We start from the raw sequence: 13,052 nt of genomic DNA, 5'->3' as shown, positions 1-13,052 counted from the left end.
AGCGGGCCTTTTCTTTGGTCAGCGCCGCTTCTAGCGCACGGACACGTCCACGTAGCCGGCCACGGGCGGCAGGTGCTCGATGAGCCAGTCGGCATCGAGCTGCAGGGCGCGGGTCACTTCGGCGGGCAGGCTGGCAATGGTGTCGGCGGGGGATTTGGGTTCTTCGAGCCCGATCTCGGCCAGCAGGGTGGCCACGTGCAGGATGCCGCCCAGGCGGCAGAACGGATTGGAGGCCACGGGGTCCTCGGCCGTCTCCAGCGCACGCACGATGGTGTCCGGGAAGCGCCAGCGGCGCGCCAGCTCGCCGGTGACCTGCGCTTCGGTGAAGCCCAGCAGCGAGCGCTCGCGCTCCCAGCGGCCACCCGCATGGTGCGGTAGCTGTTCGATGGCGGGAATCTGCTCGGGCATCTTCTGCGCGATGATGAGCTCGCCCAGGCGCACCAGAAATCCGGCCAGCCAGGACTCCTGCACGTCCGAGCCCAGGGTGCGCGCCAGCCACTGCGAGTAGCCGGCGATGGCCATGCTTTCCCTCCAGAAGGCTTCGGCGTCCACACCCTGCGCGTCCTTGAACACGCCGGACATGCACGATGCCAGGGCCAGCGTGCGCACCTGGTTCAGGCCCACCATGGTGATGGCGTCGTCGAGCGAGGCCACCTGGCGCGGCAGGCCGAAACGGGCGCTGTTGGCCAGGCGGATCAGCTTGGCCGTGAGGGCCGGGTCCTTGGAAATCGCGCCGCGCACCTTCTCGAAGGGGATGTCGTCGTCCTTCATGGTGGCGATCAGCTCGCGCGCCACATCGGGGATGGTGGGCAGTTGCACGTTCTCGAAGAATTCCTGGATATTCGCCATGGGGTTCCCTCCTTGTCCGTTGGATTCGAATGGACTTTCGTTGTACCACCGGCACGCCGGTCGCGGGTGCGCGTTTGCCCCAATGCGCGCACCTGCCTGGGGAATCGCGGATGTACCACCGTGGCATACAGCGCTGATGCACCATTTCGGGAAAGCCTCTAGGGCTGCACGCACCAATCTGGCGAACAATAGGCGCCACACCGGCCCCGCTCCCCTGAAAGCGGGCATCGTTTTTGCTGATTGCTTGGCATCGCACGCAGGCGGTGCATCCCGGCTGCCAGCGCGTTTCGCTTTTTACTTCTCTGCCACTCCCGACAGGAACCTTACCCATGAACAAACGCTCCCTCCTGCAAGCCGCTGTGCTGCTGGTCGCCGCCGGCAGCTTCTCCGTGGCCCATGCGCAGGCCACCACGCCCATCAAGTTCCAGCTCGACTGGCGCTTCGAGGGCCCTGCCGCCCTGTTCCTGCAACCCGTGGCCAAGGGCTACTTCAAGGCAGCGGGCCTGGACGTGACGGTGGACGCCGGCAACGGTTCGGGCGGTGCCGTGCAGCGCGTGGCCTCGGGCACCTACGACATGGGCTTTGCCGACCTGGCCGCCGTGATGGAATTCCACGCCAACAACCCCGACGCGCAGAACAAGCCCGTGGCGGTGATGATGGTCTACAACAACACCCCGGCCTCGGTCATGGCGCTCAAGAAGAGCGGCATCACCAAGCCGGCCGACCTGGCAGGCAAGAAGCTCGGCGCCCCGGTGTTCGACGCCGGCCGCCGCGCGTTCCCGATCTTCCAGAAGGCCAACGGCGTGGGCAGCGTGCAGTGGACCGCCATGGACCCTCCGCTGCGCGAGACCATGCTGGTGCGCGGCGACGTGGACGCCATCACCGGCTTCACCTTCACCTCGCTGCTGAACCTGGAGGCGCGCGGCGCCAAGGCCGCCGACGTGGTGGTGCTGCCCTATGCCGACTTCGGCGTGAAGCTCTACGGCAACGTGATCATCGCCTCGCCCAAGCTCATCAAGGAGAACCCCGCCGCGATCAAGGCCTTCCTGAAGGCCTTCACCAAGGGCGCCAAGGAAGTCATGGCCAACCCGGCCGCCTCCATCGAGCATGTGAAGGCGCGTGACGGCATCGTCAACGTGCCGCTGGAAACCCGCCGCCTGCAGCTGGCCATCGACACCGTGATCAACAGCCCCGACGCGCGCGCCGAAGGCTTCGGCAAGGCCGTGCCCGGCCGCCTGTCGCTGATGGCCTCGCAGGTGTCCGACGCCTTCAACACCAAGACCCGCGTGAAGGCCGACGACGTGTGGACCGACGCCTTCCTGCCCCCTGCAGCCGAGCTGAACATCCTTCCCAAGAAGTGACCCCACGGCCAGCGGCGTGCCGCTGGCCGATGCATTCCCTCCGACCCGCCCGCCCAGCCGCCTTTTACGGGCTGGCGGGCCCAGCCCACAAGAACACCATCCAATGACGGCTGCCGATTCCTATTTCGTGGATTTTCGTGACGTCTGGCTCGCCTACAACGACGAGCTGCGCGCGCAGAACCACTTCGCCGTCGAGGCCATCGACCTGCAGGTCCGCCAGGGCGAGTTCATCGCCATTGTCGGCCCCTCGGGTTGCGGCAAATCGACCTTCATGAAGCTGGCAACGGGCCTGAAGATGCCCTCGATGGGCAAGATCCTGATCGACGGCAAGCCCGTGACCGGGCCGCTCAAGATATCGGGCATGGCCTTCCAGGCGCCTTCGCTACTGCCCTGGCGCACCACCGTGGACAACGTGCTGCTGCCGCTGGAGATCGTGGAGCCCTACCGCAGCAACTTCAAGCAAAAGCGCAAGGAGTACGAGGAGCGTGCGCGCAAGCTGCTGCAGAAGGTGGGCCTGGGCGGCTACGAGGACAAGTTCCCCTGGCAGCTGTCGGGCGGCATGCAGCAGCGCGCCAGCATCTGCCGCGCGCTGATCCACGAGCCCAAGATGCTGCTGCTGGACGAGCCCTTCGGCGCGCTCGACGCGTTCACGCGCGAGGAGCTGTGGTGCATTCTGCGCGACCTGTGGACCGAGCAGAAATTCAACGTCATCCTGGTGACGCACGACCTGCGCGAATCGGTCTTTCTGGCCGATACGGTGTACGTGATGAGCAAGAGCCCCGGCCGCTTCGTGGTGCGCCGCGAGATCGAGCTGCCGCGCCCGCGCGACCTGGAGCTGACCTACACCAAGGAGTTCAGCGACATCGTGCACGAGCTGCGCGGCCACATCGGCGCCATACGCCAGGGTGCAGGCAAGCCTGCCACCCCCATCCCGCAATAGGCTCCATAGATTCCCATGCACAACAAGAACCTCGAACGCTGGTCGCCCTGGATCCTGCTGGTGGCCACCATCATCCTGTGGCAGATCATCTGCTCGGCCTTCAACGTCTCGGAATTCATCTTCCCCAGCCCGTGGGCCATCGGCACGCAGCTGGTGGAGTTTGGCGGCGTCATTGCCGGCCACGCATGGCGCACCTACTGGGTCACCATGGCGGGCTTTGGCATCGCCATCGTGGTCGGCGTGCTGCTGGGCTTCGTGATTGGCTCCTCGCGCCTGGCGTATGCCGCCGTGTACCCGCTGATGACGGCCTTCAACGCCCTGCCCAAGGCGGCCTTCGTGCCCATCCTGGTGGTGTGGTTCGGCATCGGCGTGGGGCCGGCCATCCTCACGGCCTTTTTGATCAGCTTCTTCCCGATCATGGTAAACATCGCCACCGGCCTGGCCACGCTGGAGCCCGAGCTGGAAGACGTGCTGCGCGTGCTGGGCGCCAAGCGCTGGGACGTGCTCACCAAGGTGGGCCTGCCACGCTCCATGCCCTACTTCTTCGGCTCACTCAAGGTGGCCATCACCCTGGCCTTCGTGGGCACCACCGTGTCGGAGATGACCGCCGCCAACGAGGGCATCGGCTACCTGCTGATCAGCGCCGGCTCGTCCATGCAGATGGGCCTGGCCTTTGCCGGCCTGATGGTGGTGGGCGCCATGGCCATGGTGATGTACGAACTGTTCAGCTGGATCGAGAAGCGCACCACGGGCTGGGCGCACCGGGGTTCGCAGGGTGAATAAAGCGACGGCGTTGAGCGAAGCCCAGGCGGCCACGCTGCTGCGCCGCGCCAACACCGTGGCGCAGCGCGCCATGGGCATGGGCCGCCACCCCTTCGGCGCCCTGCTGGTCGCACCCGACGGCGAGACCGTGCTGGCCGAGCAGGGCAACATCGACACCGTGAACCATGCCGAGAGCACGCTGGCACGCACGGCAGCGGCTAATTACCCCGGCGCCTACCTGGCGCAGTGCACGCTGGTCACCACCTTCGAGCCCTGCGCCATGTGCGCCGGCACCATCTACTGGGCGGGCATCGGCCGGGTGCTGTATGGCGCCGAGGAATCCGCGCTCAGGGCGCTGACCGGCGACCACCCCGAGAACCCGACGCTGGACCTGCCCTGCCGCACGGTCTTCGCCGCCGGCCAGCGCGCCACCGAGGTGCTGGGGCCGGTGCCTTCCCTTGAAGAAGCGATCACGGCCCTGCACCGGGATTTCTGGCGCTGACCCTGGGCCCGACTGCGGAAAGAGGCTATCGATATACTCGCCGCCCTGTCGACCACAGGATCTTTCGCATGCGCCTGGACTTCTTTTTCCGCCCCCTGGCGCTCGCACTGGCCGTGGCGGGCCTGGCCGCATGCGGCGGCGGCACCGCCCCGAGCCAGCCGGCAGCCGCTGCGCCAGCGCCTGCCATCCAGGCCAGCGGCCCGGCCCCCATCAAGGTCGGCATCGCCCTGGGCGGCGGCGCAGCCAAGGGCTTTGCGCACATCGGCGTGATCAAGATGCTGGAGGCCAATGGCTTTGCGCCCGCGTTCATTGCCGGCACCAGCGCGGGCAGCGTGGTCGGCGCACTGTATGCGAGCGGGATGAACGCCTTCGAGATGCAGGAGAAGGCCGTGGCCCTGGACGAGGCCAAGATCCGCGACCTGCAGTTTTCCACCGGCGGGCTGGTGCTGGGCAAGAAGCTCGAAGACTATGTGAACGAGCAGGTGGGCCGCAAGCCGCTGGAGCAGATGGCCAAGCCCTTCGTGGTGGTCGCCACGCGCCTGGAGGACGGCGAGCGCACCGTGTTCGCGCGCGGCAACACCGGCCAGGCGGTGCGCGCATCGAGCAGCGTGCCCGGCGTGTTCCAGCCCGTGACCATCGGCAAGTACCACTTCGTGGATGGCGGCATCGTCAGCCCTGTGCCGGTGGATGCCGCGCGCCAGCTGGGCGCCGACGTGGTGGTGGCGGTGGACATCTCAAACAAGGCACGTGGCAAGTCGCCCGGTGACATGCTGGGCACGCTGGGCCAGTCCATCGCCATCATGGGCCAGAAGCTGGGCGAGGCCGAGCTGGCCCGCGCCGACGTGGTCATCCGCCCGCTGGTGCTGGACATCGGCGCTGCCGATTTCAGCCAGCGCGCCAGCGCCATCCTCGAAGGCGAAAAGGCTGCCCTGGCCGCCATGCCGCAGTTGCGCGAGCGCATCGCCCAGCTGCAGGCCGAACGCGCGCGTGCCGCGCAACAGACCCGCCAGCAGATCATCGATGCCGAGCACAAGGCCTGCCTGGACAACCGCTCGCGCCTGCAGCGGCTGGCCGGTATGGCAGGCATGGGCGAGGGCTGCCCCGCGCCGTCGGCCAGGTAACGGCCTGCCAGGAAAAGGCGGCAAAAGAACCTGCGCTCGCGCACCGGGGCGCGGTGACATGCCCTGCAAAACCCGCCGCGAGCGCCCGGCGCCCGAAAGTGCGAGACTTGGCACGATGAAGAGCGACTACAGAGTATCCCGGTCGAAGGCGACGTGGACCCAGGCCCGCCAACCCATGAAGGGCCACCGGTGATGGGCAGACCAGGGATGGTGGTACTGGCGCGGCAATCGAGTTGGTGGCCGACCGCAACAGGGCGGCGTGTGTTGCTGACCTTCCTGTCCCTGGCCTTGGTGCTGGGATACGCCCTTGCCATTCGCCTGCCGCCGTCGGCCGGATGGGAGAACGGCTGGATCGAAAACAGCCAGGTGCTGGTACTGGTCGGTGGCGGGCTGATGGCAGTGCAGTTTGCCCGGGTCAGCACGCGCGAGGGCCTTCCATCCGCGATCAGGGCATTCGGCCTCCTCTGTGCGCCCACCTGGTTCCTGATGGGCGCGCGCGAGCTGAGCTGGGGCGCCGCGTTGGGCGCTCCCGTGGTGGTCATGCCCGACGGCCCTTTTTATTCCTCCTCGGTCCTGTGGTACCACGAGGCGATTCGGCCGCTGGTCGCTGTCTTTGCCCTTTGCGCACTGGGCTTTGCTGCGCGATTGCGTCTTGACCGGATGCTGTGGCGGCTCGTGCGCACGGGGAATTTTCCGTCGGCGGAGTTCACCATCCTGCTGTTCGCAGCGCTGGGCAGCACCTACGCGGACGGGCATCTGTTGGGACTCCCCATTGTGCAGATGCTCCACGGGCATGAAGTCGTTCTTGAAGAATGGATGGAGCTGGTCGGCTATCTGGCCATGCTCATGGGACAGCGGCATGTCTTTGCGGCGCTGAACGGCTTGCGCGAGGAGTAGGTCACGCGCTCTGCGAGCGAACTGGCAGCGCTGGCGCTTCCAAGCCGGTGAGGAGGGCGGCCCCCCAGCCGGCCAAGCGCTGGCGTGTCACCGGCCCAATGGCACGGATGTTGCACCTGCACCCCCAAGAGTAGAAGCGTTCACCGCCATGGTCCGCGCCTGCACCGCCACGGTGCTGCGCACGGCCCGGGCGTCCGGAAATTGCTCTTGAAGACCGCTGCCCATGCACCGCATGGGCGCCGGCTGTGTCTTCAAGCGCGCGGGTGCACCGGCTTCGTTCATCTCTCCCATGCACCCGCCTTGCTGGCACTGCCGGTGGTTCCGACCCACCTGTGACGGAGTGCCATCATGATGAAACGTCGTTCCCTGCTTCAAGCCGCCGGCGCCGCAGCCTTTGTCGGCTCCGCTTCTCCCCTGGCCTTTGCCCAGGGCAACCTGCAGAAGTTCAAGTTCAACCTGGGCTGGAAGATCGAGGCCTCGGGCGCGGGCTTTCTGCTCGCGCACCAGCGCGGCTACTACAAGGACGCAGGGCTGGACGTGGCCATCGACACCGGCAACGGCTCGGCGTCGGCCATCAGCCTGGTGGCGGGCGGGGCCTACGACGTGGCCTCGGCCGACCTGTCGACCATGATCGAGTTCAACACCGCCAACCCGAGCGCCAGGCTGGCCGCCGTGGCCATCCAGTACGACCTGAACCCCAACGCAGTGATGGTGCGCAAGGACGGCCCCATCAAGAAGCCCGCCGACCTGGCCGGCAAGACCATCCTCGGGCAGCCCTTCAACGCCTCGCGCAAGCTGTTTCCGGTGTTCGCCAAGGCCCAGGGCTTCGACACGGGCGGCGTGAAGTGGGAGAACGTGGCGCCCGATATCGGCGACACGCGCTTCGTCAAGGGCGACTTCGACGCGGCGGCCTATTTCTTCTTTACCGGGCTGCTCAACCTCAAGGCGCGCGGCATGGGGCCCGAGCAGCTCACTGTGTTCCGCTTCTCGGACTTCGGCATGCAGTCGTACGGCAACGGCCTGGTGGCCAGCCCCAGGACGATGCAGGAGTCGCCCGACGCGATGAAGGCCTTCGTGAAGGCCACCACGCGCGGGTGGATCGAGGCGATTGCCGACCCCAAGGCCGGGGCCGCCGCCATCAAGGCGCGCGAGCCGCTGGCCAACGAGGCCATCGAGCTCGAACGCCTGCAGCTCATCGTGGACGGCACCATGAAGACCGCCGAGACCCGCGCCAACGGCTGGGGCGCCGCCACCCCGGCGCGCCTGCAGGCCACCATCGACGAGACGGTGGCGGCCTTCGGCCTCAAGACCAGCCTGGCCGTGGCCGACATCTGGACCGAGCGCTTCCTGCCCACGGCGGCAGACCGCAAGCTCAAGGGCTGACCGAGGCATTGCCATGGGCATCCCCCTCATCGACCTCACCGGGGCGCTGCACACCGGCGCCCCGCGCGGCGCCGACGTGGCTGCCGCGCTGCGCCAGGCCTGCATGGGCCCCGGCTTCTTCTACGTGGTGAACCACGGCGTGCCGCAGGAGCTCATCGCGCGCCAGTTCGCGTTGGTGCAGCAGTTTTTCGACCTGCCCCTGGCCGAGAAGGAGGCCATCTCGCTGCACCGCTCGCCCTCCATGCGCGGCTATGAGAGCCTGGGTGGCCAGACGCTGGACGCCGGCGCGCGCCCCGACCTCAAGGAGAGCTTCTACTGCGGGTTCGACTACGCGGCCGACCACCCCTACGTGCAGCGCGGCTACCACTCGTACGGCAGCAACCAGTGGCCCGCGCAGTGGCCCGAACTCGGCGACCAGTGCCGCGCCTACATCGCCGCCATGCAGCAACTGGCGCTGCGGCTCATGCAGCTCATGGCCCTGTCGCTCGGCCTGCCCGAGGACTACTTCGACCACACGCATGCCAACCCCATGCTCACGCTGCGGCTACTGCGCTACCCGCCGCACCCCGAGGGGGCCGACGCACTCACCTTCGGTGCGGGCGAGCACACCGACTGGGGCGCCATCACCCTGCTCGCACAGGACCAGCATGGCGGGCTGGAGGTGAAGCTGCCCAGCGGCGAGTGGACGGCCGCCACGCCCGTTGAGGGTGCGCTCGTCGTGAACCTGGGCGACATGATTCCGCGATGGACCAACGGCCTGTACCGCTCCAACCCGCACCGCGTGCGCAACCTGCACAGCGGCGGGGTGCCGCGCCACTCGATCCCTTTTTTCTACACGCCCGACTACGAGGCGCGCGTGGCCCCGGTCGCCACCTGCGTGCCCGCTGGCGAGGCACCGCGCTTCGAGCCCTGCACCGTGGGCGAGCACCTGCAGGCCATGTACCGCAAGACCTATGGTCTGGCCGATGGCAAGAAAAAGGCGGCGATGGCATGACGGCGACGAAGCTTTGGTTCAACCTGTTTTGCCGCGACATCGAGGCGCAGTTGCAGTTCTACCAGGCGCTGCTGCAACTTCCCGAAGCCCCGGGCACGCGCTCACCCATCTACCGCGCGGTGGAGACCGAGCACTTCCAGCTGGGCTTCAACGCGCCCGAAGCCTATGCCCTGCTGGGCCTGGCCGACCGCCGGCCCGACGAGGCCCAACTGCCACCCCGCAGCGTGACGGGCTACGCTACCTTCATGCTTGCCACGCCCGAGGCCGTGGACGCTGCGGGCCACCAGGCCACGGTGCTGGGCGGGCAGCTCATCAAGCCGCCCTACCCCACCTACTACGGCCAGTGGCAGGTGGTGCTGGCGGACCCGGAGGACAATGTGTTCCGCCTCAGCGCCTTCGGCCGGGCTGCCGCATCGGCATGAGCGGCGCCGGGGCGCGTGGTACAACGCGCCGATGCAGAACACCCCCAGCCCCGGACACCCTTTGCCGCCCGACGTGCAGGCCGCGCTCGACGCGGGCCAGCCCATCGAGGCCATCAAGCGCCTGCGTGCCGCCACGGGCCTGGGCCTCAAGGAGGCCAAGGACCTGATCGACGCGCACCAGCGTGGCGATGCACTGCCCTTGGCGGCCCGCGCCGCACAGCCCATGGACCGTTTCCACGTGCCTGACGCAGTGCGCCAGGCCCTGGCCGAAGGCAACAAGATCGAGGCCATCCGCCTGCTGCGCGACCATGAGGGCCTGGGCCTCAAGGAGGCCAAGGAGCGGGCCGATGCGATCGAGCAGTCCATGGGCGAGCCTGCCTCCATCGGCATGGGTGCGGGCACCCCGGGCCTTTCGCCCGGCCAGCAGCCCAGCGGCAGCGCGGGCAACTGGATCGTGGTGGCCGTGGTGCTGGTGTTTGCAGTGGGCGCGTACTTCTGGATGCGCGGCGGGACCTGAGCCCCGCACGCCCTTTCCCTCACTCAGTACTTGTTGGAGAAGTTCGCGCTGATGCGCTGGCGCAGGTACTCGGCGCCGGTGATGGGCGGGTACTTCTTCGCCGGGCCTTCGATGACCGCGTCTTCATTGGCCTGGCAGAAGAAGGCCAGGCTGTAGCGCGCGCCCTGGTATTCATTCGGCAGGGGGTTGCGCACGCGGTGGAAGTTGCTGGGCAACTGGTCGTCGCTCCAGCGCGTGAGCATGTCGCCGATGTTGCAGGTGATCACGCCCTCGGCCGGCTCCACGCTGGTCCACTGGCGGCCCTCGGCTTCCTTGCCAGGCAACACCTGCAGGCCGCCTTGGCCGGGGCGCTGGAACAGCAGGGTGAGGCAGTCGAAGTCGGTGTGGGCGCCGGCACGCCACAGGCCCAGCTCGTCCTTGAGCGCCGGGTCTACTGCAAAGTAGTGCAGCATGCGCAGCGTGCTCTGGTAGGTGGGCAGATCGGGGTTGTGGGCGCGGGTGAAGAAGTCCGCATCAAAGCCCAGCTTGTAGGCAAAGCACGAGAGCAGGCGCATACCCACCTCCCAGCACTGGCGCTCGAAGGCCAGCGTAGCGGCCTGGAAGCCCGGCAGCTCGGCCTCGGTGGGCCACAGGCCGGCCATGCGCGGGCGTGTGATCTGGTAGGACTCCTTCTGGTCCGGCGTGCGCGTGGAGGGGCGGATTTGCGCCTTGTGCTCCCAGCCGGAGTTGCGCGACAACGGCCACTGGGCCTTGGTGTCCTTGGGCTGGTCGAAGAAGACCTGCGCCCGCGCGAAGGCGGCGCGGATGTCCTCGATGGGGATGCCGTGGTTCGTCACCTGGAAAAAGCCGATATCGACCGATGCGGCCCACAGCTGCTCGGCGATCTCTTCCTTGCGCTGGTCGAAGTTGGAGATGTCGATGCGGCGCACTTCGCGCGTGGAGGTCTCGCCGTCCATCGCGCCGCCCATGCGCGATTCTTTCTCCAATTCGCCCAGCACGTCGGGGGCGACGGTGGGCTCGTAGACGGTTGTGGCGGGGTTTGCGGCGGTGGTCTGCATGATGTCTGTGTCCTCGTTGGATCAAAACAAGGCACACGGCAGGCCGCTGGGGATGAAGCGGCACGGCGCCATGTGGCTCTTGAAGGGAACAATGGCAACGGCCCGCAGGCTGCGCGGGCCCGCAAAAGGCACGCGCACTGCACACAAGCCGCCACCGGCTTCAAGAGCAATGACCCGCCAACCGGCCCGCGCAATGCGGATCTGCTGGACTGAACGCTTCTACTCTCAGCGCGGATGCTAGCAAACAGCAGGCCAGCAACACAGCCATGCCCATCACAGGAAAGCCCCTTGGCACCTTCAGACCCAGGGCCTGCCCCTCACCAAACCAGGGCGTCAACGCACCAATCAACGCACCAAGCCAGCGCACCGCGGGTGCGTGCCCGGCGCCAGCCAACCCCGATGCACAAGAGGCCCGGCAGGGACTTGCGCCAAGGCAAGTCCCTGGCAAAAAGGGCCTGGCACACAGCACGGCGCAGCGCTTTCGCGACACCGGGCACGCTTTCTGCATCAGCCTCTGCCGAGTAGAAGCGTTCAGCGCTGCCACCCTTTTCTGATGGTGGCGCCCGGAAATTGCTCAGTTCGACCTGGTCCCGCGGCAGCACACGCCCGTGGGCCCGGGAGATTCCACCGAACCTGGGCCTCCGCCATGATGCAACGCCGCCGCTTTCTCTCGACCACCCTTGCCTCCTCCATCGCCACCACGCTGGGCGCAGCCAGCCTGGCCGCGCCTGCCGTGGTGCATGCGCAGGGCGCGCTCACCCCGCTCAAGTTCACGCTCGACTTCCGCGTCACCAGCCAGACCTCGCCCTTCTTCCTTGCGCAGGCCAAGGGCTACTTCAAGGACGAGGGCCTGGATGTGAGCATCGACGTGGGCGCAGGCTCGGTCGCCTCGATCACGCGCGTGGCCAGCGGTGCCTACGACATCGGCCTGGGCGACATCAGCGCGCTGGCCGAGTTCCACGCGCAGAACGCCGACACACCGGTACAGGCCATCTACCAGTACTACAACCGCGCGCCCTTCGTCATCATCGGCCGCAAGGACCGCGGCATCACCACCGATTTCCAGTCGCTCAAGGGCAAGAAGGTGGCCGCCGCCGCCGTGGAAGCCACGCGCCGCAGCTGGCCCATGGTGGCCCGCGCGCTCAAGACCCCACCCGAGCTGTTCAGCTGGGTGACCACCGACTTCAGCGCGCGCGACAACGTGGTGGTGCGCGGCGATGTCGATGCCGCCACCTACTTCCACGACTCCGCTGTGTCGCTGTTTGCGCGCGTGCCGCCCAAGGACCTGTCGGTGCTCGAATACAACAAGGCGGGCCTGCACCTGTATGGCAACGCCGTGCTGGCCGGCAAGCTGCTGCAGGAGAAACCCGAGGTGGCCAAGGCCTTCCTGCGCGCCAGCAACCGCGCGCTGCGCGAGACGCTGGCCAACCCCGAAGCAGCGTTTGCCGCCATCAAGGCGCGCGAAGCCATCCTGAACATGGAGGTGGAACGCGAGCGTTGGGCCATCACGCGCCAGTACCTGCAGACGGCAGAGTCGCAGGCCGTGGGCCTGGGCGGCGTGCAGGGCTCCGTGCTGGCGCACCAGATCGAGGAGGTGGGCACCGTGTTCAACCTGGCGCGCAAGCCCGCGCCCGAGCGCGTGTTCAACCCTGCCTTCCTGCCCGCCCTGGCCGAGCGCAAGGTGGTGGCATGAACAGCGCCGCCCCCGCAGACCTGCTGCCGCAGGAGGCACCCCTCGACGAGCGCGACGGCAGGTACCTGCGCCAGGCCATCGTCCTGGCCGACAAGGCCCGCGCACGCGGCAACCGGCCCTTTGGCGCCCTGATCGTGGCAGCCGATGGCCGTGTGCTGGCCGAGGCCTGGAACGCCACCGGCGAGAACGGCGACTGCACCGCGCATGCCGAGACCTCGGCCGTGCGCCTGGCCAGCCCCGTGCATAGCCGAGAGGACCTGGCCGGCGCCACGCTGTATTCGTCGGCCGAGCCCTGCGTGATGTGCGCGGGTGCCATCTACTGGGCGAATATCGGGCGCGTGGTCTATGGCATCGACGCGGTGCGCCTGCGCGTGTTCCGCGGTGAGCGGCTGGACCAGCGCGATGCCGAGCTCTCCTGCCGCGACGTATTCCATGCCTCACCCCACCCCATCACTTGCGTGGGCCCGGCGCTGATCGAGGAATCGTCCACCTCGCACCAGGGCGCTTGGAAGAGCTGAGCACCGGCGCGTACGGCGGCAGAAGGCATGCATAC

14 protein-coding genes are annotated in these 13,052 nt (G+C 67.7%); 12 read left to right on the top strand and 2 right to left on the bottom strand.

Features of this window, described 5'->3' with window-relative positions; all coding sequences use genetic code 11:
* Window positions 1-30: 30 nt before the first annotated feature.
* Window positions 31-849 carry an HDOD domain-containing protein gene (locus AC0IZS_RS15270; protein WP_471636376.1) on the bottom strand — a complete coding sequence of 273 codons (819 nt, stop codon included), beginning with the start codon at window positions 847-849 and terminating at the stop codon, window positions 31-33.
* A gap of 329 nt (window positions 850-1,178) precedes the next feature.
* On the opposite strand from AC0IZS_RS15270, the gene AC0IZS_RS15265 reads away from it, so the two are divergent.
* The 10 genes from AC0IZS_RS15265 to AC0IZS_RS15220 all read left to right on the top strand — a co-directional run bounded on the left by AC0IZS_RS15265 (window position 1,179) and on the right by AC0IZS_RS15220 (window position 9,748).
* Window positions 1,179-2,210 (top strand): ABC transporter substrate-binding protein, encoded by a 1,032-nt coding sequence (locus AC0IZS_RS15265; RefSeq protein WP_471636375.1) that lies wholly within the window; start codon window positions 1,179-1,181, stop codon window positions 2,208-2,210.
* Between the two features lie 103 nt (window positions 2,211-2,313).
* The gene (locus AC0IZS_RS15260; protein ID WP_471636374.1) at window positions 2,314-3,150 is read left to right on the top strand and encodes an ABC transporter ATP-binding protein; all 837 of its coding nucleotides are present in this window, start codon (window positions 2,314-2,316) and stop codon (window positions 3,148-3,150) included.
* 15 nt (window positions 3,151-3,165) lie between these two features.
* Entirely contained in the window at window positions 3,166-3,933 is a 768-nt protein-coding gene (locus tag AC0IZS_RS15255; RefSeq protein WP_322595077.1) for an ABC transporter permease, read from the top strand.
* Window positions 3,934-3,943: 10 nt separating this feature from the next.
* Complete coding sequence (locus AC0IZS_RS15250; RefSeq protein WP_471636373.1) at window positions 3,944-4,414, top strand: nucleoside deaminase; 471 nt, start codon at window positions 3,944-3,946, stop codon at window positions 4,412-4,414.
* A 68-nt stretch (window positions 4,415-4,482) separates the two neighbouring features.
* Window positions 4,483-5,535, top strand: coding sequence for a patatin-like phospholipase family protein (locus tag AC0IZS_RS15245; RefSeq protein WP_471636372.1), 1,053 nt, complete (start codon window positions 4,483-4,485; stop codon window positions 5,533-5,535).
* 261 nt (window positions 5,536-5,796) lie between these two features.
* Complete coding sequence (locus tag AC0IZS_RS15240; protein ID WP_471636371.1) at window positions 5,797-6,432, top strand: hypothetical protein; 636 nt, start codon at window positions 5,797-5,799, stop codon at window positions 6,430-6,432.
* A gap of 348 nt (window positions 6,433-6,780) precedes the next feature.
* Entirely contained in the window at window positions 6,781-7,815 is a 1,035-nt protein-coding gene (locus AC0IZS_RS15235; protein ID WP_471636370.1) for an ABC transporter substrate-binding protein, read from the top strand.
* Window positions 7,816-7,828: 13 nt separating this feature from the next.
* On the top strand, window positions 7,829-8,809 hold the full coding sequence (locus AC0IZS_RS15230) for an isopenicillin N synthase family dioxygenase (RefSeq protein ID WP_471636369.1): 981 nt from the start codon (window positions 7,829-7,831) through the stop codon (window positions 8,807-8,809).
* A complete protein-coding gene (locus AC0IZS_RS15225) occupies window positions 8,806-9,231 on the top strand; it encodes a VOC family protein (RefSeq protein WP_471636368.1) in 426 nt (141 codons plus the stop codon). The genes AC0IZS_RS15230 and AC0IZS_RS15225 overlap by 4 nt, the downstream gene beginning before the upstream one ends.
* Window positions 9,232-9,262: 31 nt before the next feature.
* Entirely contained in the window at window positions 9,263-9,748 is a 486-nt protein-coding gene (locus tag AC0IZS_RS15220; protein WP_471636367.1) for a ribosomal protein L7/L12, read from the top strand.
* A gap of 23 nt (window positions 9,749-9,771) precedes the next feature.
* Here the strand turns inward: AC0IZS_RS15220 and AC0IZS_RS15215 are convergent, their stop codons facing one another.
* Complete coding sequence (locus AC0IZS_RS15215; protein ID WP_471636366.1) at window positions 9,772-10,806, bottom strand: isopenicillin N synthase family dioxygenase; 1,035 nt, start codon at window positions 10,804-10,806, stop codon at window positions 9,772-9,774.
* A 649-nt stretch (window positions 10,807-11,455) separates the two neighbouring features.
* On the opposite strand from AC0IZS_RS15215, the gene AC0IZS_RS15210 reads away from it, so the two are divergent.
* Complete coding sequence (locus AC0IZS_RS15210) at window positions 11,456-12,499, top strand: ABC transporter substrate-binding protein (RefSeq protein WP_471639533.1); 1,044 nt, start codon at window positions 11,456-11,458, stop codon at window positions 12,497-12,499.
* Entirely contained in the window at window positions 12,496-13,017 is a 522-nt protein-coding gene (locus AC0IZS_RS15205) for a nucleoside deaminase (protein WP_471636365.1), read from the top strand. Before AC0IZS_RS15210 ends, AC0IZS_RS15205 begins: the two co-directional genes overlap by 4 nt.
* The last annotated feature ends 35 nt before the right edge of the window (window positions 13,018-13,052 follow it).

The organism is Acidovorax sp. AC410 (genome assembly GCF_979253235.1).
This window is presented reverse-complemented; position numbering and strand designations above follow the sequence as displayed.

What these genes read in the sequence shown, in the direction of transcription:
- AC0IZS_RS15270 (WP_471636376.1), bottom strand. Translation starts at nt 849, where the DNA reads ATGGCGAATATCCAGGAATTCTTCGAGAACGTGCAACTGCCCACCATC.
- AC0IZS_RS15265 (WP_471636375.1), top strand. Translation starts at nt 1,179, where the DNA reads ATGAACAAACGCTCCCTCCTGCAAGCCGCTGTGCTGCTGGTCGCCGCC.
- AC0IZS_RS15260 (WP_471636374.1), top strand. Translation starts at nt 2,314, where the DNA reads ATGACGGCTGCCGATTCCTATTTCGTGGATTTTCGTGACGTCTGGCTC.
- AC0IZS_RS15255 (WP_322595077.1), top strand. Translation starts at nt 3,166, where the DNA reads ATGCACAACAAGAACCTCGAACGCTGGTCGCCCTGGATCCTGCTGGTG.
- AC0IZS_RS15245 (WP_471636372.1), top strand. Translation starts at nt 4,483, where the DNA reads ATGCGCCTGGACTTCTTTTTCCGCCCCCTGGCGCTCGCACTGGCCGTG.
- AC0IZS_RS15235 (WP_471636370.1), top strand. Translation starts at nt 6,781, where the DNA reads ATGATGAAACGTCGTTCCCTGCTTCAAGCCGCCGGCGCCGCAGCCTTT.
- AC0IZS_RS15230 (WP_471636369.1), top strand. Translation starts at nt 7,829, where the DNA reads ATGGGCATCCCCCTCATCGACCTCACCGGGGCGCTGCACACCGGCGCC.
- AC0IZS_RS15225 (WP_471636368.1), top strand. Translation starts at nt 8,806, where the DNA reads ATGACGGCGACGAAGCTTTGGTTCAACCTGTTTTGCCGCGACATCGAG.
- AC0IZS_RS15220 (WP_471636367.1), top strand. Translation starts at nt 9,263, where the DNA reads ATGCAGAACACCCCCAGCCCCGGACACCCTTTGCCGCCCGACGTGCAG.
- AC0IZS_RS15215 (WP_471636366.1), bottom strand. Translation starts at nt 10,806, where the DNA reads ATGCAGACCACCGCCGCAAACCCCGCCACAACCGTCTACGAGCCCACC.
- AC0IZS_RS15210 (WP_471639533.1), top strand. Translation starts at nt 11,456, where the DNA reads ATGCAACGCCGCCGCTTTCTCTCGACCACCCTTGCCTCCTCCATCGCC.
- AC0IZS_RS15205 (WP_471636365.1), top strand. Translation starts at nt 12,496, where the DNA reads ATGAACAGCGCCGCCCCCGCAGACCTGCTGCCGCAGGAGGCACCCCTC.